21 protein-coding genes are annotated in these 21,788 nt (G+C 68.4%); 12 read left to right on the top strand and 9 right to left on the bottom strand.

The features are described from left to right. Positions 1-112 precede the first annotated feature (112 nt). The gene (locus tag ACSG06_RS15910) at positions 113-1,195 is read left to right on the top strand and encodes an NADH:flavin oxidoreductase/NADH oxidase (RefSeq protein WP_440991257.1); all 1,083 of its coding nucleotides are present in this window, start codon (positions 113-115) and stop codon (positions 1,193-1,195) included. A 9-nt stretch (positions 1,196-1,204) separates the two neighbouring features. On the opposite strand, the gene ACSG06_RS15905 is transcribed toward ACSG06_RS15910, so the two are convergent. Continuing rightward, positions 1,205-1,768 (bottom strand): thioredoxin family protein, encoded by a 564-nt coding sequence (locus tag ACSG06_RS15905; protein ID WP_440991256.1) that lies wholly within the window; start codon positions 1,766-1,768, stop codon positions 1,205-1,207. 96 nt (positions 1,769-1,864) lie between these two features. Here ACSG06_RS15905 and ACSG06_RS15900 point away from each other — a divergent pair, with 96 nt between their 5' ends. The 5 genes from ACSG06_RS15900 (at position 1,865) to ACSG06_RS15880 (ending at position 6,317) form a co-directional block, all read left to right on the top strand. Then, entirely contained in the window at positions 1,865-2,401 is a 537-nt protein-coding gene (locus ACSG06_RS15900) for a hypothetical protein (RefSeq protein WP_440991255.1), read from the top strand. Between the two features lie 51 nt (positions 2,402-2,452). After that, entirely contained in the window at positions 2,453-3,277 is an 825-nt protein-coding gene (locus ACSG06_RS15895; RefSeq protein WP_440991254.1) for a DUF6159 family protein, read from the top strand. Between the two features lie 75 nt (positions 3,278-3,352). Next, entirely contained in the window at positions 3,353-3,841 is a 489-nt protein-coding gene (locus ACSG06_RS15890; RefSeq protein ID WP_440991253.1) for an Lrp/AsnC family transcriptional regulator, read from the top strand. Between the two features lie 2 nt (positions 3,842-3,843). Next, complete coding sequence (locus tag ACSG06_RS15885; protein WP_440991252.1) at positions 3,844-4,995, top strand: pyridoxal phosphate-dependent aminotransferase; 1,152 nt, start codon at positions 3,844-3,846, stop codon at positions 4,993-4,995. A 77-nt stretch (positions 4,996-5,072) separates the two neighbouring features. After that, positions 5,073-6,317, top strand: coding sequence for a GNAT family N-acetyltransferase (locus tag ACSG06_RS15880; protein WP_440991251.1), 1,245 nt, complete (start codon positions 5,073-5,075; stop codon positions 6,315-6,317). Positions 6,318-6,356: 39 nt separating this feature from the next. Here the strand turns inward: ACSG06_RS15880 and ACSG06_RS15875 are convergent, their stop codons facing one another. Further along, positions 6,357-7,508, bottom strand: coding sequence for an NAD(P)/FAD-dependent oxidoreductase (locus tag ACSG06_RS15875; protein ID WP_440991250.1), 1,152 nt, complete (start codon positions 7,506-7,508; stop codon positions 6,357-6,359). A 419-nt stretch (positions 7,509-7,927) separates the two neighbouring features. Here ACSG06_RS15875 and ACSG06_RS15870 point away from each other — a divergent pair, with 419 nt between their 5' ends. Further along, complete coding sequence (locus ACSG06_RS15870) at positions 7,928-9,787, top strand: sensor histidine kinase (protein WP_440991249.1); 1,860 nt, start codon at positions 7,928-7,930, stop codon at positions 9,785-9,787. 258 nt (positions 9,788-10,045) lie between these two features. On the opposite strand, the gene ACSG06_RS15865 is transcribed toward ACSG06_RS15870, so the two are convergent. The 4 genes from ACSG06_RS15865 to ACSG06_RS15850 all read right to left on the bottom strand — a co-directional run bounded on the left by ACSG06_RS15865 (position 10,046) and on the right by ACSG06_RS15850 (position 13,163). Beyond that, positions 10,046-10,663: a hypothetical protein gene (locus tag ACSG06_RS15865; protein ID WP_440991248.1), complete on the bottom strand. Its 618-nt coding sequence runs from the start codon at positions 10,661-10,663 to the stop codon at positions 10,046-10,048. Positions 10,664-10,882: 219 nt separating this feature from the next. Continuing rightward, complete coding sequence (locus ACSG06_RS15860; RefSeq protein WP_440991247.1) at positions 10,883-11,878, bottom strand: DUF7351 domain-containing protein; 996 nt, start codon at positions 11,876-11,878, stop codon at positions 10,883-10,885. Positions 11,879-11,884: 6 nt separating this feature from the next. Further along, positions 11,885-12,517: a hypothetical protein gene (locus tag ACSG06_RS15855; RefSeq protein WP_440991246.1), complete on the bottom strand. Its 633-nt coding sequence runs from the start codon at positions 12,515-12,517 to the stop codon at positions 11,885-11,887. 73 nt (positions 12,518-12,590) lie between these two features. Then, positions 12,591-13,163 carry a HalX domain-containing protein gene (locus tag ACSG06_RS15850; RefSeq protein WP_440991245.1) on the bottom strand — a complete coding sequence of 191 codons (573 nt, stop codon included), beginning with the start codon at positions 13,161-13,163 and terminating at the stop codon, positions 12,591-12,593. Positions 13,164-13,628: 465 nt separating this feature from the next. Here ACSG06_RS15850 and ACSG06_RS15845 point away from each other — a divergent pair, with 465 nt between their 5' ends. Continuing rightward, complete coding sequence (locus tag ACSG06_RS15845; RefSeq protein WP_440991244.1) at positions 13,629-14,030, top strand: carboxymuconolactone decarboxylase family protein; 402 nt, start codon at positions 13,629-13,631, stop codon at positions 14,028-14,030. A 70-nt stretch (positions 14,031-14,100) separates the two neighbouring features. Here the strand turns inward: ACSG06_RS15845 and purL are convergent, their stop codons facing one another. Together purL and ACSG06_RS15835 are read right to left on the bottom strand one after the other, a co-directional pair. Next, complete coding sequence (purL, locus tag ACSG06_RS15840) at positions 14,101-16,314, bottom strand: phosphoribosylformylglycinamidine synthase subunit PurL (protein ID WP_440991243.1); 2,214 nt, start codon at positions 16,312-16,314, stop codon at positions 14,101-14,103. A 59-nt stretch (positions 16,315-16,373) separates the two neighbouring features. Then, entirely contained in the window at positions 16,374-16,886 is a 513-nt protein-coding gene (locus ACSG06_RS15835; RefSeq protein WP_440991242.1) for a hypothetical protein, read from the bottom strand. Between the two features lie 262 nt (positions 16,887-17,148). Here ACSG06_RS15835 and ACSG06_RS15830 point away from each other — a divergent pair, with 262 nt between their 5' ends. Genes ACSG06_RS15830 through ACSG06_RS15820 form a run of 3 tightly spaced genes read left to right on the top strand, consistent with a single transcriptional unit; the run spans position 17,149 to position 19,504 of the window. Then, complete coding sequence (locus ACSG06_RS15830) at positions 17,149-17,835, top strand: PHP domain-containing protein (protein WP_440991241.1); 687 nt, start codon at positions 17,149-17,151, stop codon at positions 17,833-17,835. Beyond that, positions 17,832-18,944 carry an asparagine synthase C-terminal domain-containing protein gene (locus ACSG06_RS15825; protein ID WP_440991240.1) on the top strand — a complete coding sequence of 371 codons (1,113 nt, stop codon included), beginning with the start codon at positions 17,832-17,834 and terminating at the stop codon, positions 18,942-18,944. The genes ACSG06_RS15830 and ACSG06_RS15825 overlap by 4 nt, the downstream gene beginning before the upstream one ends. Positions 18,945-19,000: 56 nt before the next feature. Next, on the top strand, positions 19,001-19,504 hold the full coding sequence (locus tag ACSG06_RS15820; protein ID WP_440991239.1) for a hypothetical protein: 504 nt from the start codon (positions 19,001-19,003) through the stop codon (positions 19,502-19,504). A 15-nt stretch (positions 19,505-19,519) separates the two neighbouring features. On the opposite strand, the gene ACSG06_RS15815 is transcribed toward ACSG06_RS15820, so the two are convergent. After that, on the bottom strand, positions 19,520-20,491 hold the full coding sequence (locus ACSG06_RS15815; RefSeq protein ID WP_440991238.1) for a transcription initiation factor IIB: 972 nt from the start codon (positions 20,489-20,491) through the stop codon (positions 19,520-19,522). A gap of 588 nt (positions 20,492-21,079) precedes the next feature. On the opposite strand from ACSG06_RS15815, the gene ACSG06_RS15810 reads away from it, so the two are divergent. After that, complete coding sequence (locus ACSG06_RS15810) at positions 21,080-21,709, top strand: hypothetical protein (RefSeq protein WP_440991237.1); 630 nt, start codon at positions 21,080-21,082, stop codon at positions 21,707-21,709. Positions 21,710-21,788 lie beyond the last annotated feature (79 nt).

Genomic DNA, 21,788 nt, shown 5'->3' with positions numbered 1-21,788 from the left:
GGCGAGTGCGATAAGCGCGGTCCTTCGATTCGGACGATACCAGCATCGCTCGTAGCGGCAAAGGGGCACGCCCACCGTGGGCTTGACCCCCGGCGGTGCGCTACGACCGTCGATGAGCGACCTCTTCGCAGACCTCTCGATACGCGAGACGACGATCCCGAACCGCGTGATGGTCTCGCCGATGTGCCAGTACTCCTGTGCGGGCGACGGGCTGGCGACGGACTGGCACCAGCAGCACCTGGGCAGCCGGGCCGTCGGCGGCGCGGGCATCGTCATGTCCGAGGCGACCGGCGTCTCCCCCGAGGCGCGCATCTCCCCCGACGACCTCGGCATCTGGAGCGACGAGCACGCCGACGCGCTGGCACCCATCACCCGCTTCATCTCGGGGCAGGGCTCGGTGCCGGCCATCCAGCTCGCCCACGCCGGCCACAAGGGCTCGAAGACGCCGCCGTGGGACGGGTCGGAGCCCGTCCAGCCCGACGAGGACGGCTGGGTCGCGCCCTCGCCGTCGGCCGAGGCGTACCCCTACGACGACGACAAGCAGGTCGAGACGATGACGACGGAGGAGGTCGAGGGCGTCGTCGCGGATTTCCGGGCTGCCGCAGAGCGCGCGCTGGACGCCGGCTTCGAGATCGCCGAGGTCCACGCCGCCCACGGCTACCTGCTCCATGAGTTCTACTCGCCGGTGACGAACCAGCGCGAGGACCGCTACGGCGGCGACTTCGAGGGGAGAACGCGGCTCGTCCGCGAGGCAACGGCGGCGGTCCGGGCGGTCTGGCCCGACGACAAACCGGTCTTCGTCCGCGTGTCGGCGACGGACTGGCTCCCCGACCGCGAGTCGTGGACCGTCGACGACACCGCCCGACTGGCCGACGACCTCGCCGACGTGGGCGCCGACCTGATAGACGTCTCGGCGGGTGGGCTCCACCCCGACCAGCAGATCCCGAACACCGGGCCCGGGTACCAGATTCCATACGCCGAGCGCGTGAACGAGTCGACCGACGCGCTCGTCGGCGCGGTCGGTGGCATCACCACCGCCGAGCAGGCCGACGAAATCGTGCGGAACGACCGCGCCGACCTCGCCATCATCGGCCGAGAACACCTGCGGGACCCGTACTTCACGCTTCACGCGGCCGCGGAGCTGGACAGAGAAGACGCGGTCGAGTGGCCGATCCAGTACCGGCGGGCGGTCTGAGTCGGTCGTTCAGTCGGTTTTCCACTTGATGGAGCAGCCCCGCGAGGGTTCCCACTCCAGGTCGACGTCCTCGCCGGCGAGCACGGCGTCGATTGCCTCTCGGATGTGGAACCGAGTCGGCTCGTCCTCGGGGTTGAGGGCGTCGTCGAGGCGGCCCTGGTAGACGAGGCGGAACTCGCCGTCCTCCTTCGCGAACAGGAACGGGTCGGGGGTGCAGACCGCGCCGTACTCCCGGGTCACGGCCTGACTCTCGTCGCGGAGGTAGGCGTCGTACTGGATGCGCCCTTCCTCGGTCCACTCCTTCATCGCCTCGAAGGAGTCGTCCGGGTACTCCGCGGCGTCGTTCGGGTTGATGCCGACGACCGCCACGTCGTCGTACTCGGCGGCGAGCTCGTTCAGCAGGTCGAACTTGGCCTGCGCGTAGGGGCAGTGGTTGCAGGTGAACACCAGCAGCAGCGCCTCGTCGTCGGCGAAGCTGTCGAGCGTGTAGGTCTCGCCGTCGACGCCCGGCAGTTCGAAGTCGGGTGCGACGTCGCCGGCTGCGAGGTTCGAGTCGGACTCCATCTGGACCATGTCGCCCTCTCCTTGGCGCTCGCCGGCTTAATGACTGGTGCTCCGGGGGTCCGGCGAGTGTCCACGCTTATTACGCGGGCCTTCGAGAGTGGAACCATGCCAGAGATTACCGTCTCCGACGCGCAGGCGGAGTTCCTCGAATCGCTGCGGGCGGAGATACAGTCCGAGACGCGGTACGGTTACGTGCGAAAGCGGGACGCGCTGCAGTACCTCATCGACAACGTCGACGCCGACGAGATAGACACCGACGTCGACATCGCGCCCCCGTCCGAGACCGACGACGGGGTCGGCGACGAGTCGACCGAGGAGCAGGCCGCCGAGGCCGTCGAGCATCAGGACGAGGAGGTGACCGCCGACGGAGGGGCCGCCGCGGACGAGGGCACACAGGCGGAGGCGGCGGACGGTGGGACGACCACCGCGAGCTCGTCGTCGCCGATGCCGGACCCGAGCGACGACAGCGAGGAGGGCGACGACCGCCTGAACGCGATGATGAACCTGCTCGACACGCACGACGACAAGTGGCGCGAGGCGTCGAAGGAGGACGCGCGGTACGAGGTCGACATGCCCGACGGGACGACGCAGTACGTCCAGACGAAGGACGACGTTCGGGCGCACCTGTTCAAGAACTACTGAGCGAGAAACCGTCCGCCGTCCTTTATCAGACGGGCGGCCTTCCGTGCCCGTATGGGATTCCTCACACGGCTCCGGACCGGCTGGGCGCTCACGAAGGACAGTCTCCGGGTGCTCCGTGGCGACCCGGAGCTTGCGGTGTTCCCCCTCGTCGGCGGCGTCGCCGGACTCTGCTACGTCGCACTGCTGTTCGGGGGCGCCACCCTCGTCGGCGGCATCGACTCGCAGGCCCTCCAGATCGGTCTGCTGTTCCTGCTCTACCTCGGGACGACGTTCGTCGCCTCGTTCGCGACGGCCGCGCTGATGCACGAGACGCGGACGGCGTTCGAGGGCGGCGAGCCGTCGTTCCGGAGCGGGATGGCCGCCGCGTGGCGCAACAAGGGGACGCTGCTCGTCTGGTCTGTTGTGTCGGCGACCGTCGGTGTCGTCATCCAGCTCATCGACAGCCAGGACACACTCCTCGCCGAGATACTGGCGGGCATCGTCAGCGTCGCGTGGTCCATCCTCACCTACTTCGTCGTCCCCGTCATCGCCTTCGAGGATGTCTCGGTCCGGGAGGCCATCCGACGGAGCGGCGAGACGTTCAGGGGGACGTGGGGCGAGACGGCCGGCGCGCACTTCGGCGTCGGTATCGTCACGTTCCTGTTCATGCTGCCGGTCATCCTCGTCGCGGGTGCGGTCCTGTTCCTCGGCATCGGGTCGGGGAGCGGCTTCGGGTTCGGAGCAGCGGTGGCCGTCGCCACGGTGCTGCTCGTCGGCGCGTACCTGTTCAGCGCGACGCTGTCGAGCATCGCCAAGACAGCGCTGTACGTCTATGCGACCGAGGGCCTGCGTCCTGGCGCGTTCGACGACGTCGACCTCGGTCGCGTCCCCGACTGAGACCGGCACGCTTCGTTCGCGGCGAACCCCGACGCGGAAGAAACGCTTTTGACCCCCTCGGCGACTCCTAGGGGTATGACGGCACGGGACGACCTGCTCGACCTGCTGGTCGAGGACGCACGTCACACGACGGCGGACCTCGCACGCATGACCGACCTGACCGAGGACGAGGTCGAGGCGGCACTCGCGGAACTGGAAGCAGAGGGGGTCGTCGCTGGCTACCAGGCCATCGTCGACTGGGACAGGACGGACCGCGAGGTGGTCCGTGCGACGGTCGAACTGAACGTCACCCTCGACCGCGAGACGGGCTACGGCGACATCGCCGAGCGCCTCGCGCGCTTCCCGCAGGTGAAGACGCTCAGACTCGTCAGCGGCGACTACGACTTCCTCATGGAGGTCGAGGGCTCGTCGATGCACGACGTCGCCATCTTCATCAGCGAGAAGGTCGCGCCCGTCCCGGAGGTGACCCAGACGGTCACGCACTACGTCATGACGACGTACAAGGACCGCGGGGTCGTCCTGAACGACGACGACGACGACGACCGACTCTCGGTGTCGCCCTGACCATGGGGCTGGAGACCGCAGACCGCGTGCGGGCGGTGCCGCCGTCGGGCATCCGCAGGTTCTTCGAGCTGGCGGAGGAGCGCGACGACGTCATCTCGCTGGGCGTCGGTGAGCCGGACTTCTCCGCGCCGTGGGCGGCCCGCGACGCGGCCATCGACTCGCTGGAGCGCGGCCGGACGAGCTACACGTCGAACCGGGGCCTGCTCGAACTTCGGCAGGCAATCTCGGACCACGTCGACGAGCGGTACGACCTCGCGTACGACCCCGACGAGGAGATCCTCGTGACGACGGGCGTGAGCGAGGCCGTCGACGCGACGCTCCGGGCGCTCGTCGACCCCGGCGACACGGTCGCGGTGGTCGAGCCGGCGTACATCTCGTACGTCCCCGGCGTCATCTTCGCCGGCGGCGAGCCGCTGCGCGTGCCGACCCGAGAGGCGGACGAGTTCAAGCTGACCTACGACCGGCTCGAGGCCGCGGGCGCGGCCGACGCGGACCTGCTGATGCTCTGCTACCCGAACAACCCGACCGGCGCGGTGATGACCGGCGAGGAGCTGGAGCCGGTCGCCGAGTTCTGCCGGGAGCACGACGTCGGCGTGCTCTCCGACGAGATCTACGCCGACCTGCAGTACGAGAACGAGCACACCTCCATCGCGACGTTACCGGGGATGCGCGAGCGGACCGTCGTCTTCAACGGCTTCTCGAAGGCGTACGCGATGACCGGCCTGCGGCTGGGCTACGCGATGGCCCCGCCGGCGGTCGTCACGGCGATCAACCGCGTCCACCAGTACGGGATGCTCTCGGCCCCGACGACGGCCCAGTACGCCGCGCTGGAGGCGCTGCGCTCCTGCGACGACGAGGTCGCGGCCATGGTCGACGAGTACGACCGTCGCCGGCGGTTCGTCCTCTCCCGCTTTTCCGAGATGGGCGTGGACTGCTTCCGGGCCCGCGGGGCGTTCTACGTCTTCCCGGAGGTCCCGACCGACGAGTCCGCGGAGGCGTTCGCCGAGGGCCTGCTGAAGGAGCAGGGCGTCGCGATGGTCCCCGGGGACGCGTTCGGCGACGGCGGCGAGGGCCACCTGCGTGTCTCCTACGCCACCGGCCTCGACGACCTGCGCGAGGCGATGGACCGGTTCGAGGCGTACATCGACGACTGACGGCGTGGACGGGGTGGCGTGACAGTACCTGCCACCCCACGGCAACCTTCTTGGCCCACGGCGTCGCCGGTTCCACCATGACAACGTACCGCCCGCTCACGGACGACGAGGCGGCGACCTTCCACGAGTTCGTCACCTACGCGTTCCGTCCACAGGCCGGCCCGGAGGCCATGGAGTACGACCCGGACGAGGTGGAGGAACGCGACCGCCTCGGCGAGAAACGCGGCGTGTTCGACGACGACGGCGAACCGGTCGCCGTCTGTCGGCACTACTGGTTCGAGACGACGCTCCGCGGCGCGACCGTCGAGATGCCGGGGCTGTCGGCGGTCGCCTCCCCGCCCGAGCACCGCCGCGGCGGCAACGTCCGACGGATGCTCGAAGCCTCCATCGAGGAGTACCACGACCGCGACGCCCCCATCTGCGCCCTGTGGCCGTTCGAGTACGGCTTCTACCGACAGTACGGCTGGGAGACCGCGAACCGGTACGTCGACATCTCCTGCCCGCCGGAGACCCTCGACTTCGCCGCCGGGGCCGCCGACGCGGAGGCCGAACGGACCGGTCGCGACGATGGGGACGGTGAGGGCCCGCGCTGGCGTCGGCTCGACGGCGACGACTGGGAGCGGGTCGACGCCGTCTACCGTGCCGACACCGCGGGGATGGACCTGACCGTCCACCGCGACGAGGACTGGTGGCGCCACCGCCGGTTCACCGGCTGGGAGGACGACCCGTTCGTCTACGGCTGGGGCACGGACGACGAGCTGCGGGCCTACGTCATCTACGAGGTGAACGAGGGCGACGACGGTCGGGAGCTGAACGTCTGGGAGCACCGGGCGCGCGACCACGAGGCCTACCTCCGGGTTCTCGCGTTCTGCCGCGACCACGACTCGCAGGTGTCGACGGTGACGCTGCACGAACAGCCCGACACGTTCCTCCCCGACCTGGTCGAGGACCGTGGCGACCTCGAGACGGAGCTGCAGGGCGGGCCGATGGTCCGCATCGTCGACGTGGCCGACGCGCTGGAGACGGTCTCCTACGACGGAGACGGGACGGTCACGCTCGCGGTCTCGGACGAGCTCGCGCCGTGGAACGACGACGTGTTCCGGCTCGACGTGACCGACGGCGTCGGAACGGTCCACCGCGTCGACGCCGAGGGAGACGTCGACGCCGAGCTGGACGTCGGCGCGCTCAGCCAGCTGCTCGCCGGCTACGCGCCGGCCGACCGGCTGGCGAAGACGACCGACCTGACCGCCGACGCCGTGACGCTCGCGACGCTCGACCGGCTGTTCCCCGAGAACGACGCCGCCATCCTCGACTTCTTCTGAATCGGGCGACGGTCGCCCGACGGCGGCCCCACCGCCGGCCTAGGCGACGTTCTGCTCGTCGTGCGTCTCGCCACGCTCGAACCGGTCGGCCGAGAGCGCGTCCAGGTCGACGAGGTCGGTCTCGCCGTCGACGACGAGGTCCGCGATTATCTGCCCCGTCGCGGGGGCGTGCTGGAAGCCGTGCCCCGAGAAGCCGATGGCGGTGAGGTAGCCCGGTGCCACCTCCTCGACGATGGGGTGGTGGTCCGGCGTGACGGCGTACAGCCCTGCCCAGCCGTTCTTGATCCTGGTCTCGGGGCCGAAGTAGGAGGCGTAGTCGGCGGCGTGCTCGACGGCCTCGATGGTCCAGTCGGTGTCCGCCGTCGTCGAGAAGCGGTCCGGGTCCACGTCGGGATCGTCGCCGCCGAAGTGACCGCCGACGAGTGCCGCGCCCTCCCGCTCCGGGCGGAAGTACGAGCCGGTGTCGAGGTCGATGGTCAGCGGGACGGACTCGGGGACCGGCGTCTCCGGGTCGACGACGGCGACCTGCCGGCGCTTCGGAACGACCGGGAGCGCCACGCCGGCCAGCTCGTTCAGCCGACCAGCCCAGGGTCCGGCGGCGTTGACGACGTACTCGGCCTCGATGGTGTCGTCGGAGGTCTCGACGCCGGTGACGCGGCCGTCGTCGTCGCGATGGACCGCCGTCACGGGCGTCTTCGTCCGCACGTCGACGCCGGCCTCGGCCGCCGCCTGCGAGTAGCCTTGGAGCGCGAGGTGCGGGTCGGCGAAGCCGTCGGTCGGGCAGTACGTCGCCGCCCGGAACGGTTCGGGGTCGAGTCCGGGGCAGTGCTCCCGGGCGTCCTCCGGGGCGAGCAGCTCGCTGTCGACGCCCTCCTCGCGCTGCATGGCGACGTTGGCCTCGAAGTCATCGGCGGTGGCCTCGTCGCGGGCGAGGAACAGGTAGCCGGAGCGCCGGTACTCGATGTCGACGCCGAACTCGTCCTCGAACGACTCCCAGACATCGATGCTCGCGAGCGAGAGCCTGACGTTCACCCGGGTCGAGAACTGCGTCCGGATGCCCCCTGCCGAGCGCTCGGTGCTGCCAGCACCCACCGACCCCTTCTCGCAGAGCACGACCGACACGCCTCGCTCGGCGAGCGAGTGCGCGGCTGCCATGCCGACGATGCCACCACCCACGACGACGACTGTCATACCGGAGCGAGGGGGAGGACCGATTTAACTCTTGTCTGGCCGGCAGTCGTGTGCGGATTCCCGGCCGACGGAGTGTATCACTATTCGACATTTCCGACGGCGTCAGGGTCGATGGCTGGGTCGGCAGCGCGGGCCCGATGGCACGGACCAGCGCGTGAGTGCGCTCACCGGCGCGTTTCCGCGTCTCCGGGGGAGCTACCCACGGGAAAAGAGGCCGGTCGGTTGCTGTCGCACTGCTGTAACGTTCGCGGTGTCAAGGGGGCCTCCTGCTGGCGTTTCGGCCCGCCGCCGGTGGCGAGGTTGGCCACGAAAGGTAAGTAGGGGAATCACGTACCACCGTACAGCCCCGCAGCCATGGATTTCCGTCTCACCACCTCTCGCTCTTCCCCGTCGACACCGTCCGTCGAGGTGGACGCAGGGTGAGCAACGGGCCGCACGCGACGGACCGCTCGGTCCCGATCCTCGACCGCGTCGAGGACGCCTTCTTCGCGCTCGACGCCGACTGGCGATTCACGTACATCAACGACCGCGCCGAGTCGATGCTCAAGCGGTCGCGCCGCCAGCTCATCGGCCGGGTGATGTGGGACGAGTTCCCCGAGACCGTCGAGACGCAGTTCCCCGAAGGGTTCCACCAGGCGATGGAGACACAGGAGCCCGTGTCGTTCGAGGTGTACCACAACCCCCTCGACACCTGGTTCGAGGCGAACGCCTACCCCTCCAGGTCGGGTCTCTCGGTGTACCTGCGCGACATCACCGACCGGAAGGAGCGCGAGAACGAGCTCGCCCAGCACGCCCGCGTCGTCGAGGCGGTCCACGACGGCGTGCTCACCGTCGACGACGACGACCGCATCGCCAGCGTGAACGAGGCCATCGAGGAGACCCTCGGTGCGACCCGCGAGGAGCTCGTCGGCCAGCCCATCCGCCGGCTGCCCGAGCTGGCGAGCATCGATTCCGAGGGGGCGATGGCCATCGGCGAGGCCATCGGCACGCTGCAGTCCGGCGAGACGAGCTACCAGCGCTTCGAGCTCTCGTTCGTCAACTCCGACGGCGAGGAGCGCATCGGCGAGATGCGGATGGTCCCGCTCGGCGAGGGTCTCGCGAGCGTCGCCGGCGTCATCCGCGACGTCACCGAGCAGCGCGAGTACGAGGAGACCGTCGACTCGCTGCACGAGGTCACGCGCTGGCTGTTCGGCGCCGAGGACGCCGCCGAGATCTGCTCGGTCGCGGTCCACGCGGCCGACGAGCTGCTCGACCTGCCCATCTCTGGCGTCTGGCTGCTCGACGACGAGCGCGGCTGTCTCGACCCGATGGCCGCGACGATGGGTGCCCACACCGAGCTCGGCGGCCTCCCGCAGTTCTACGAAGGCGAGGGCCTCGTCTGGGACGTCTACCGGGAGGGCGAACCGAAGACGTTCGACGACCTCACCGAGGAGTCCGGCATCTACAACGAGAACACGCCGCTTCGCTCGGAGATCATCGTCCCCATCGGCACCCACGGCGTCATCATGACGGGCTCGACGGCCGTCGACGGCTTCGACGACACCGACATGGAGCTCGTCTCCCTGCTGGCGTCGAACACCGAGGCGGCGCTCGACCGGTCCGACCGCGAGAAGCTGCTCCAGGACCGCAAGCAGACCCTCGCCCGGCAGTCAGAGCGGCTCCGTGCGGTCGCGGACATCCTCTCCGAGGACCTCCAGCAGCACCTCGACGAGGTCGCCAGCGAGTTCGACGACGAGCGGCAGGACCCCGCGGTGACGGAGACGCTCACCCGCGCCGAGGAGCTCGTCGACGACGTGCTGGAGTTCGCCCGCGACCAGAGCACGATGGGGTCGCGCTCCTCGGTCGACTTCGAGGGTGCACTGGCGGACGCGCTCGACGCGTCCATCGCGGAGGACATGACCGTCTACCTCGAGTTCGAGGGCAGCGTGCGTGCCGAGCGCGCCCGCTTCGTCCACATGCTCGAGACGGTGTTCAACGACGTGACGACCCGCGCGGAGGGCGATGCGACGGTCCGCATCGGGCCCGTCGAGGACGATGCCACCGGCAAGCCCACCGGCTTCTACATCCTCGACGACGCCGCCGCCATCCCCGAGACGGAGTTCGACCGCGTGTTCGAACCGGAGCGGGCGACCGGCAGCGAGCGTTCCGGGCTCGGCCTCGCGGTCGCCCGGGAGATCGCCGAGGCCCACGGCTGGGAGGTCGACGTCTCCACGGGACAGGCGGGCGGCACGCAGTTCTCCGTGACCGGGATGGTCACGTTCGAGGTCTCGCGGCGATAGGAATCGACTCTGCCGCCGGGACCACGGGACCGAATCCACTGCTCTGTCCCCGATGTCGAACGTCCCCCGGGCTGCCGACCCCCCGGTCGGCCCCCTGCGCGACCCTGGACGATGCGGCCTGCCGCCACCCCGGGTCCACCCCCATGAACCCCGTTTTCCGTGCCCTCGACGAGACACCGGGTCGCGGTTTCGTCCGCGTCGACGCGTCGGTGGGTCGTCGTTCGACCGCGACCGGACGGTCGCAGCATTTCCGCGACGCTACACGGTCGTGTCCGTGGCCTGGTCCGCCCGATCCGGAAGGCCGCCCTCGCCACTGTGGACGACACCGATGCCCAGGTAGACGACGAGATGGCTGAGCTCGAAGACGATCACCGGCGCGCCGATGCCCGCCGCCTTGTTGACGAACATGGCGACGAAGGTAACCGCCTCGAGGAGGAGCAGAGCACCGATGATCCGCCGGTAGGTACCGGTCATCGTGCTCGTGATGCCGAAGAGGCCGTAGGCGAGGATCATCGAGAACAGCGCGAGGATGCCCGTGATTGCCTGGAAGGCGGTGTTCTCCGGAACGATGTTGGCTGTCTCCAGGACGCCCGCGACGACGATTGCCCCCCAGTTGAGCGCGGAGAGCGCGGCCAGGGCGAGCGACGCCTGCGCCAGTCGCCGGGCGTTCCGCGAGAGCCCGCGATACAGCCCCATGAGCCCGACGAGCCCGACGAAGAAGCCTGCGGGAGCGACGAACTCCTGGACGACCGGATACGCCGTGCCCTGTGACAGTCGGAGTGCCGTGTTCAGCACGAAGACGACCATCACGGCAGCAGCGACGAGGTACAGCCGGGAACTCCAACGTTCGAGGGTGACGAACACGCTGTCACCCATCCCCGATCACCCCCCTGGAACTGGGCGCGGTCTCTCGGTGGGTCGGCGGTGCGACTGAACGGCGTGAGATCCTGGCTTGCATGGTGCGATCCCGTCTGCCGCAGGATGGTTCGGCACTGCGGCGAGACAGGACAGCCGAAGAGGTCTGGTAGGATAAATGTCATTAGCAGCGCGTTGCTATTGGCTCCCTGATACGTCGTGGGCGGGGGCGTCGCGCGTTCACCGGGCCACGTCGACGACCCGGACCGACTCGTCGAACGTGAGTCGGATCGTCTCGCCGTCGTGGCTGGCGGTGACGACCACCCGGAGCGGGTCCTCGTCGACCACCCGCACCTCGTGTTCGAGGCCGAGTTCGTAGACGAGTGTCGCGTTGTCCACGTCGTCGACTCGAACGCGTGTCGAGACGCCGTGGTCGTCGTAGAAGGCGACGACGCTCGGATGGAACAGTGCGAGGTGCCCCGGTGACGCCCCGTCGTGATGGCCACAGGTGCGACACCGGAAGTGCGCCGTCGTCCCGAACCGAAGCCCACAGTCGTCACACCCCGCAGGGTCGTGGTCCGCGCACCACTCGAACCAGCCGTCGACCGGAGCGGAACAGCTCGGACAGACCCCGTCGAAGGCCGACCGGAGTCGTCGCCAGCCGACGACCGTACTCGCTCCCCACAGCTCCTCGGGGGACCACTCGTCGAGGCCGGCGGGGTCGAACGGGTGGCCGGTCAGCGGTCCCTGCGGGTCGAACGAGGCGAAGTCCCGTCCCGGCGTCATACCGTCGCACTCCTGGCAGGCCCAGAAGAGGGTCCCCTCCCGGTAGCTCATCGCCGTCGGAGCGCCACAGAACGGACAGTCCTGGTCGATCTCCGTCGGCTCGAGCGCCTCGTCGTGAACGCCGGCGCCCGCGATCACCGCCTTGATGAGCTGCTTGGCGGGGACACGGAGCTCGTATCCGCCACGCTCGGCGCGCTGGTGCACGAACTGTCCATCGAGCTGCTGGAGGTGGTAGCGAAGGTTCCCCGGGTCGTCGTGGGCCACCCGCTCGCGAATCTGCGAGAACGCGACACCGTTGTCGTCCGCCAGCAGGTCGTGTGCCTCCCAGATGGCCAGGAGGATCTCCAGCCGCGTCTGGTTGCCGAGCAACGCGAACGCCTCGACCGCATCGTCTTCGACCGCCGTTCGGGTCGCCCGCGTCGTTGGTTCGCTCGAGTCGAGGTCACTCACGCGGGGTCACCCGGAGGTCGCGTCGCCGACCGTCGTCGTGCGGTCGTGCCGACCCTCGACCGTTCGGAGGGTGTATCCCAGTGCGAGCATCGACACCGCCAGCCCGCCACCGATAGCGACGCCCGACAGCGCGCCGGCTACACCGGCGGCAGACAGCACGATCAGCGAGGTGAGCATCCCGCCCGGTGCCAGGACGAGCAGCGCCACGCCGGTCGACTGCGACCCCATACGAAGCACTCCGACGCCGAACAGCCCGTACGCGAGAATCGTCGAAGCGAGGGCGAACACGAACACGGGCTCGGGAAGCACCGCACTCATCGACGTCGCGACGCCCGCGAACACGAGCAGTTGCGTGACGGTCATCACGAGCCAGCCCGCGAACCCCGCCACGAGCGTGCCGCCCGCCGCCCGTGCGACCGTGGGTGTCCGGTCTGCGAGGACGGGGTACAGCCCGAGAAGTCCGGCGAGCGCGACGAGGTGGCCCGACGCCACGAAGACGTCCGGCGGCGTGGCCAGCTCCGTGAAGGCCCGAACAGCCGACAGCATCGCGTGACCCAGCATCAGTCCACCACCGACGAGCAACAGCGACGGACCCCACCGTTCGATCCAGCCCCAGCGTGCGAACGTGGCACGTACCATACAGGAGCGAGGTGGACGAGCTACAAATAATGGATGGGCCGGGGTCGCGGTGTGAACGCCCGAACGGCGACGGTCAGTTCGTCCGCGAGAGGTCCTGACAGACCCGGCGGTAGGCGTCGTGGTTCGACAGTTCGGTGATGGTCTCGTCGATCTGGGCGCGCATCACGTTCAGTCGGTCCTCCAGTCTGGCGTACTTCTCCGACGCCCGGAGCTCGGCCTCGGTCTTCTGGGAGTCGAGCAGCGCCTTCTTCGAGGCGAGCGCGAAGAACTGCTGGATCTGCTCGTCGTACGTCGACCGCAGGAGCAGCTGGTCGATGGTCGAGAGCAGGTCCTCCTTCGAGACTGGCTTGACGAGGTAGTCGTCGAACCCCATCTGGATGATGTCGAAGTCCGGCTCGACCGCGGTGACCATCGCCACGCGGGTGTCGAGCTCGCGCTCGCGGATGGTCGAGAGCACCTGGTCGCCGGAGAGGCCGGGCATCCGGCGGTCGAGCAGGACGATGTCGCGGGAGTCGTCCATCGCCTCGAGCGCCTGGCTCCCGTTGTACGCCGTCTTCACGGTGCAGGCGTCCCTGAGCCACGCGGCGTACAGGTTCGCCAGGTCGGGTTCGTCCTCCACGATGAGGACCGCGGGCGAGTCCGCCACGACTCACCGCCCCCCGGTGTGCGAAGGCATCGTACACCTGTTGCTACTTGGAGTATATGAAGATGACGGGGCTATCCGGTCCCGAGCTCGCCCGCGACGGACCGGCGGGGCCCCACGGTCGTCACGTCGCCGGTCCGACAGAGCGCATGGCGACCGCTGCTCTCGGCAGCGACGTCGACCACCATCGGGCCTGATGCGTCGCAGTTCAAGTCAGATGACTATTGTTATTCACCAGATGCCGTAATCTGTGTCCCGGGCCGTAGTCGCGCATTAGAGCCTATCTCGACCGGAGCACGTTCGTCGGTTGGTTCCGAACTCCCCAGGATGGAGAATGACTGCTGAACGGACTGGTTTACGTACGTTTATGCTCCTCGGTAGCATCTAGCACGGTGGTCTCCGGGTGGACGCTCCACGCGGCGACGAAAGCACCGAACGCCCACGCGGAGGCCCGAAGGAGGCACACCCATGGCACTATCAGAGGCGGCGAGCTACGACGAGACCCTCTCGGACATCGAGGAGACACTTGGCATCGTCCCGGGCTTCATGGCGGCAGTCCCGGAGGACGACATGGTCCACGAGTGGCCGGTGTTCAAGCAGTACACCCTCGGCGAGAGCGACATCCCCCCGAAGTACCGCGAGCTCATCGAGCTGGCGGTGGCGGCCACGCTGAAGTGTCCGTACTGCCAGGCGTTCCACCGGGGCGCGGCAGAGATGCACGGCGCGAGCGAGGAAGAGCTCGCCGAGGTCGGCGTGCTCGCGAGCCTGACGTCCCGCTGGAGTACGATGATCCACGCCCAGCACTACGACTACGACACGTTCGTCAGCGAGTTCGAGGACATCAGCGCCCACCTGCAGGCACAGCACTGACCGAACGAAGCAGGACAGCACGGTCGACCGGGCACTCGACCTGTTTTTTCGGGACCGCGTCGCCGAGTCGCTACTCCATCGTGTCCGCGATGACCGAGCGCAGGTCGGCGATGTCCGCAGCGTCGTACGCGAGTTCGGTCCAGAACGTCGTCAGCTCGAGCCGCCCGTCGCGGGTCCCCTCGCCGATGCTGGCGACTGGTGCGACGCCGACGAACGCGTCGCGGACGGCGTCGGGGTCGGTCGTCTGGATCAGGACGCGACCGGGCTGTTCGTTGAACAGGAGGCCGGTCCCCTCGCGCTGGGAGTCGAGCCCACCGTGTTCGGGCAGGGCGACGCGGAGGCCGGCGTCCTCGTGGACCATCTCGGCGAGCGCGACGGCGAGGCCGCCGTGGCTCACGTCGTGGGTCGCCTGCACGTGCTCGGCGTCGGCGACCTCGGCGAGCGACGCGACGAACGCCGCGGGGTCCGTCGGGAGCGCGGGGAACGTGTCGGAGCCGCCGTTGCGGGCGAGGTACTCCGAGCCGCCGAGCGGCTGTGCGCCGTCCTCGCCGGCCAGCGAGCGGTCGCCGACGAGCAGGAGTTCGCCCTCGTCCGCGGCGGCAAAGGGCGGCGCGTCGTAGCCCGCCTTCGTCCCGACCATGGCGACCGTCGGGGTCGGTGGGATGGGTCCGGATGGCGAGTCGTTGTACAGCGAGACGTTGCCACCGACCACGGGCACCGAGAGGGCCGAACACATGTCCGCGAGCCCGTCGACGATGCCCGTGAAGCCGCCGTACACGTCGGGCTTCTCCGGGTTGCCGCCGTTGAGGCAGTCCACCGCGGCGAGCGGGGTCGCGCCCTTCGCGGCGAGGTTCGTGGCGTTCTCCAGCGCGACGGCGCGGGCCCCGTCGTAGGGCGCGCACTCCGTCCAGAGCGGGTCCGCACCGGCGGAGATGGCGAGGCCGGTGCCGACGCCGTCGTCGCCCTCCGTCTCGCGGATGGCGACGAGTGCGGCGTCGTCGCCGGGGAGGACGCTCGTCCGGACGCCGACCTCGTGGTCGTACTGCCGGTAGACCCATCGCTTGGAGGCCGTGGTCGGACTGCCGACGACCGCCTCGAACGCCTCCTCGAGGGGGACCTCGGGACGGTCGACCTCCGGCTCCGGGGGCTCCTCGGCCGGCAGGTCGTTCATCGGGGCACCGTCGCCGAGGAACTCGGCTGGCGCGTCGACGACCGTCTCGCGCTCGCCGTCCTCGCCCTCGAAGGTGCAGACGTAGTTGCCGTCGGTCACGTCGCCGATGACCGAACAGCCGAGGTCGAAGCGCTCGGCGACCGCCTGGACGCGCTCGACGTCCTCGGGCCGGACCTCGTAGCACATCCGCTCCTGGGACTCGGCGAGCAGGATCTCCAGCGCGTTCATGTTCGGCTCGCGCTGGTGGACCCGGTCGAGCTCGATGTCCGCACCGAGACCGCCCTTCGCGACGAGTTCGGAGGACGCGCCGCCGAGCCCGGCCGCGCCGAGGTCGCGGGCCGACTGGACGAGCTTCTCCTCGACGAGCACCTCGTTGGCCTCGATGAGCAGCTTCTCCGAGTAGGGGTCGCCGACCTGCACCGCGGGCCGGTCCTCGGTCTCGGCGTCCTCGCTCAGGTCCTCGCTGGCGAAGGACGCGCCACCGAGGCCGTCACGCCCCGTGGCGTTGCCGACGAGGACGAGCTTGTTGCCCGGCTCCTGTGCCACCGCGGTGACCATCCGGTCCGCGTCGGTGAGGCCGACGCAGGCGACGTTCACCAGCGGGTTGCCCTCGTAGTCGGGGTGGAAGTCGACGCTGCCCGCGACGGTGGGGACGCCGATGCAGTTGCCGTAGTGGCTGATGCCCTCGACGACGCCCTCGAACAGGTAGCGGGAGTGCTCGCGGTCGAACTCGCCGAAGTAGAGCGAGTCGGCGAGCGCGATGGGGTAGGCGCCCATCGACAGCGTGTCCCGGACGATGCCGCCGACGCCGGTCGCCGCGCCGTCGAAGGGGTCGACGTAGGAGGGGTGGTTGTGGCTCTCGACGCCCAGCGTGATGTAGGTGTCCGAGTAGCCGTCGCCCGAGGGGTCCGGGAGGGCGACGACGGCGGCGTCGTCGCCGGGGCCGACGACGACCTGTTCACCCTCGGAGTCGAACGCACCGAGCAGGGGCCGGGAGGAGCGGTACGCGCAGTGTTCGCTCCAGAGGTTCTCGAAGAGCGCGGCCTCCGCCGGTGTGGGGTCGCGCCCGAGTTCGTCCACGACGAGTTCGCGGTCGGAGTCGGCGAGGCTCATTCATCCTCATGTCGATACCCGGGCGGTTTATGCGTTTCTATGCGCACGTTCGTGAACACTCAGCCGCTCTCGGTCACCGCCAGCCCCTCCGCGACCCAGGCTGCCCCCCACAGGAGCCAGCCGCCCACGAACGCGACGACGGCACCGACCTCGCCGACGCCCAGCACGGTCTCCCAGCCGAGCCCGTCGGCGAGCGAGACCGACTCCGCCGGGAAGCCCCGCCCGCGCCCCAGCTCGGCGTGGAAGAGCATCGTCAGCGTTCCGTAGACGAGCACAGCTGTCGCGACGGCCTCGAACACGACGAGTATCGGCCCGGACTTCGCGGCCCGGCCGGGGTGGAGGAATCGACCCAGGTCCGCGATCGCGCCCAGGAACAGGTGCCGATACTGGGCGACCAGGAACGGCGTCAGGACCGCACACAGCAGCAGCCACGTGTCGGCGAGCCCGACGGCGGTCGCGGCCGGCGTCGCCCCCGCGGCGACCAGTATCAGGACGGCGACCCCGGACGCCGCAGACAGCCCGACGAAACCGAGGAACAGCTTCCCCGCCGAGAGCGAGTCGTCACGGCGCACCAGGGACACCCCGGTCGCAGCGGTCGCGTCGGCGGGGGCTGGTCGGGACTCGACGCACGGCTCCGTCGGTCAGCTCGCTCCGTCGCTCGGCCCGACCCGATCGAGCCTGTCCCGGCCTCGGTGACAATTTGCGCATCCGTTCTCCAGTTGGAAACAAACAACTTTCGGCCCGACGCTCCCGCTCGAACCCGTCCGGGAGGGAGACACGATACCTGGCAGACGTACCGAGGCGCTTTTAGCCCTCCCGCCGGTAGCTCAGCGCGTGCTATCGGTCGAGTTGCACTGCCACTCGTCGCTCTCGTACGACGGCCGTGACCCTGTCGAGTTGCTCCTCGCGCAGGCGGAGGCCGTCGGTCTCGACGCGCTGGCGGTGACCGACCACGACGAGATCGACGCGAGTCTCGACGCCGCCGAGAAGGCCTCCGAGTACGGGCTGCTCGGTATCCCGGGCATGGAGGTGACGAGCGCAGACGGCCACGTCCTCGCACTGGGCGTCGAGGAGCTGGTCCCGGAGGGTCGTCCCTTCGACGAGACCCTCGACATCATCAGGGACCTCGGCGGCATCGCCGTCGTCCCCCACCCGTTCCAGGAGTCCCGGAGCGGCGTCATGGAGAACATCACCCGCGCGGAGCTGGCGACGGCCGACGCCATCGAGGTGTACAACTCGCGGCTCCTGACCGGTCGGTCGAACCGCCAGGCCGAACGCTTCGCCCGCGAGTACGAGATGCCGATGACCGCGGGGAGCGACGCCCACATCAGCGAGATGGTCGGGCAGGCGGTCACACGGGTCGACCCCACGGAGCCCACCGTCGAGGGCGTGCTCGACGCCATCCGCGAGGGCCGGACCACCGTCGAGGGGCGACGGACGCCCTGGCGGATCAGCTTCCGGCAGGCCGCCGGCGGCGCGAAACGGCGCGTGAAGAACCGGATGCACGAGTTCCTGCCGTGACGCTCGACGGGGGCGACGCCGAGACCGTCCGCCGCGCCATCGAGACCGGTGACCCCCTCCCGGGGACCGACGGCTTCGCCGGCGAGGTCGACGGCGCGCTCGTGCGGGGCGTGCTCGGCCGGCGGCCGCTCTTCGTGGACGACGCCGACGACGAGAGCGTCGCCAACGGCGAGGAGTCCTGGGCGTTCGACCCCACCGAACTCGACTCCCCACGGAGCCTGCCCGCCGGCACCCGTCGAACTCCCGACGGACGGGAAACGCAGGTGTGGACGCTCCCGGACCCCGAGCCAACGACGAACCACGACGCCGCAGTCGCCGACCTCCGGACGGCCATCCGGGAGAGCGCGTCCCACCTTCCGGACGGGGATATCGCGGTGGCGTTCTCCGGCGGCGTCGACTCCGCGCTCGTCGCCGCGCTCGTGGACGGCCCCTGCTACGTGGTCGGCTTCCCCGACAGCCACGACGTCGAGGCTGCCAGGACTGCCGCCGACGCGATGGGCGTCGACCTCACCGTCGTCGAGCTCACCCACGACGCCATCGAGCGTGCGGTGCCGGAGATCGTCGCGGCGACCGGCCGGACGAACGCGATGGACGTGCAGATCTCGCTGCCCCTGTACCTCGTCGCCGAGCGCGTCGCCGCCGACGGCCACACCCACCTCGCGGTCGGCCAGGGCGCGGACGAGCTGTTCGGCGGCTACGCCAAGGTCGCGAAGGCCCCCGACGACCCGCGCGTCGAGGCAGAGACGGTCCGCGGTGCGGTGCGCGAGATGGTCCACAGCCTGCCAGACCAGCTCGAACGCGACGTGCTCTCGTTGCGGGGGGCCAGCGTGGAGCCCGTCGCCCCCCTGCTCCACGACGCGGTCGTCGAGGCCGCGCTGCCACTCCCCGGCGAGCTGCTCGTGGACGACGCCGGGACCCGGAAGAAGGCGCTCCGGCTCGCCGCCCGCGAGTGGGTCCCCGACTCGGTCGCCGACCGGGACAAGAAGGCGGTGCAGTACGGGAGTCTGGCGTCCCGTGAGCTCGACCGCCTCGCCAGGCAGGCCGGCTACAAGCGCCGGATGGACGACCACGTGACGCAGTACGTCGAGTCGCTCGTTTCGGAGGAGTGACCCCCTACCGCGGACCGAACCCCTTTACTCGCGTGGGCCGCCAGTTCGAACGACGCATGGCATCAGAGAGAGCCGACCGCGACCCGGGGCGCACCGTCGGACTCGGCGAGGTCGCCATCGGCGTCGCCCTGCTGGTCTTCCTGCTCGGCGCCGGTCTCGCAGCGGCGGGCACGTTCCTCGTCTCGGACAACTGCGAGACACAGACCGGCGTGTCGCTGACGAAGGTGAACGAGACGGACCGCCCCATCGTCGAGGCGGGGAACCTCTCCCGGGAGGTACAGGAGCCGGTCGGCATCGCCGTCCGCGAGAACCGGACGGTGTTCGTCCAGCCCGAGCAGTTCCAGTCGGAGCTCGCGAACCGGACCATCCAGTTCGAGGGGACGCTGTACGAGGTCGAGGGGCGGGCGTTCGAGGACTGTGCGGGCGGCACCGACGACGTGTTCCAGTTCGGTGGCTTCTGGCTGGCGGTGCTCGGGCTGACCGCGGCGGCGCTGCTCGCAGTGTTGCAGTACGGGTCGAGGTGGTTCCCGTCGGACGAGGAGTACCGGCGGCGGAACTAGACGATGGCGACCCGCTCAGGCCGGGTGCTCTGCTTCGAGCAGTTCGTGGTAGCGGTTCCGGATGGTGACCTCGGAGATGTTGGCCACGTCGCTGACCTCGCTCTGGGTCACCTTCTCGTTGGCGAGCAGGGAGGCGGCGTACACCGCGGCGGCGGCGAGGCCGACCGGCGACTTGCCGGAGTGGATGCCCTCGCGTTTCGCGGTCTCGAGGAGGCTGCGCGCCCGGCGCTCGCCCTCGTCGCTCACGCCGAGTTCGCTGGCGAACCGGGGGACGTAGCTGACCGGGTCGGCGGGCTGGATCTCGAGGTTGAGCTCTCTGCCGATGTAGCGGTAGGTGCGGGCGATCTCGTCGCGCTCGACGCGGCTGACGTTGGTCACCTCGTCGAGGCTGCGCGGGGTGCCGGCCTGTCGGGCGGCGGCGTACAGCGCGGCGGTGGCGACGCCCTCGATGGAGCGTCCCGGGAGCAGGTCCTCGCCGAGCGCGCGGCGGTAGATGACGCTGGCCGTCTCGCGGACGTTCTTCGGGAGGCCGAGCGCGCTGGCCATCCGGTCGATCTCGCCAAGCGCCTGTTTCAGGTTGCGCTCCTTCGAGTCGCGGGTGCGGAACCGCTCGTTCCAGGTGCGCAGCCGCTGCATCTTCTGGCGCTGGTTCGAGCTGAGCTGGCGGCCGTAGGCGTCCTTGTTCTGCCAGCCGATGTTCGTCGACAGGCCGTCGTCGTGCATCATCTTCGTCGTCGGTGCGCCGACGCGGGACTTCGAGTCCTTCTCGGCGGCGTCGAACGCGCGCCACTCCGGGCCGCGGTCGACGGAGTCCTCCTCGACGACGAGTCCGCAATCGGCACAGACGGTCTCGCCGTGTTCGTCGTCGTCGATCAGCTGGCCGGTGCATTCGGGGCACGTCCGCAGTTGCTCGGTCGTCTCGGTCTCGGTCGTTCGCGCCTCCCGACTCTCGTCGGTCTGCTGGCGTCGGATACTCGTATCAGTCATTGTGAGGGGTCTGAACGCGTGTTCAGAACGGGGGGTCGTACGCAAACTGTTGCGGCGAGGAGGACTTAAACGCTTGGGCTAACTCTCGTTGGTGTTTCAGGTTATCTAGTCATCGTTCACACAGGATTTTTTTCCGAATAGGTAACTTACCGGTAACCACGCGACCGGCCAGTCGTCGCCGTCACGTCCCCGGGCCAACCCCGTATCGAAACGCTTACTCGGCGGAACCGACTTCGTTGGCGCATGAGCGACACCGAGGCTTCGGGCACCTGCGCCACGTCGCCTCAAGCCTTCTAGCCGCCGAATTCAGTCGTTTTGGTTTCCAGTCCCGTTTTGATTCCCGTATAAACCCCCTGATTAGGGTCGTGGGAATCGTCACAGGATGTGACTCGGGTCGCCGTAGTGTCGTGGTTCGTCTGAAAGTACTGTCTAGACCTAGAAATGCTTTACGGGTGTCACAGCCGCATTCCCGTATCACAGGGGTGTGAGTTGAGAAGGGTTCAGAAATCGAAGCCGCCCATATCACGGGGTTCGGTTTCTATCAGATAGAATCTTTAAATCGGTGTGGCTATACATGATTCTGATAAGATGAAACTCTTGGCTGGAATCGATTTCACGAATCTCGAAGAAAAACAGAAAGAGATAGACGACCGATACCAGTCGTTCCGTGATTTCAATTCGTTTCTCGTCGGTGTCCTTATCGGTGTCGTCGTTACTATCCCCGTTCAGCTACTTCTTAAGCCGTTTGCAGTCAGAGATAGCCAACTGACCTACGGCTCTGCTGTACTCGTAGAGTCGCTTAGCCTGCAGTGGTATGTCTTCTCAGTCTTGTTTCTGTTCAGTATTCTCCTCGTAGGGATTCTAATTGCATATGCGTACTATCAAGGAATTACAAATTGGGAGACGGTTCGATTGCAGACACGAACAAATCACGATAAGCTGTATCAAGAGTCTAAGGAAATCCTGAATGGGATTAGCAACGAGAGAAACCTGAATTTCAAAGCAGTGGACAATCAAATAGTCATCAAAGACCCTTCTGCTACCAATACCCGCCTGCTTGGCAGGATGAAGCCAAGTCGGGGGCGTGTATTAGAATTGCAGTTCGATACAGACGTGACTGTTCTACACCTCGGTTTCGCACCAGAGAACAGACATACACCTGCTCTGCTAAGCCACTTTGAGGAATCTATAGAAGAAATGTATGATGCAGATTCGTGAATAACTTCGATAGCGACGGGTAGCCCTTATTCGTCGGATTCGTAGTTTCTGCCACAACCTCTTTCTGAATCTATTGTCG

This window comes from Haloarchaeobius baliensis, assembly GCF_052060055.1.
GTDB lineage: Archaea > Halobacteriota > Halobacteria > Halobacteriales > Natrialbaceae > Haloarchaeobius > Haloarchaeobius baliensis.
This window is presented reverse-complemented; position numbering and strand designations above follow the sequence as displayed.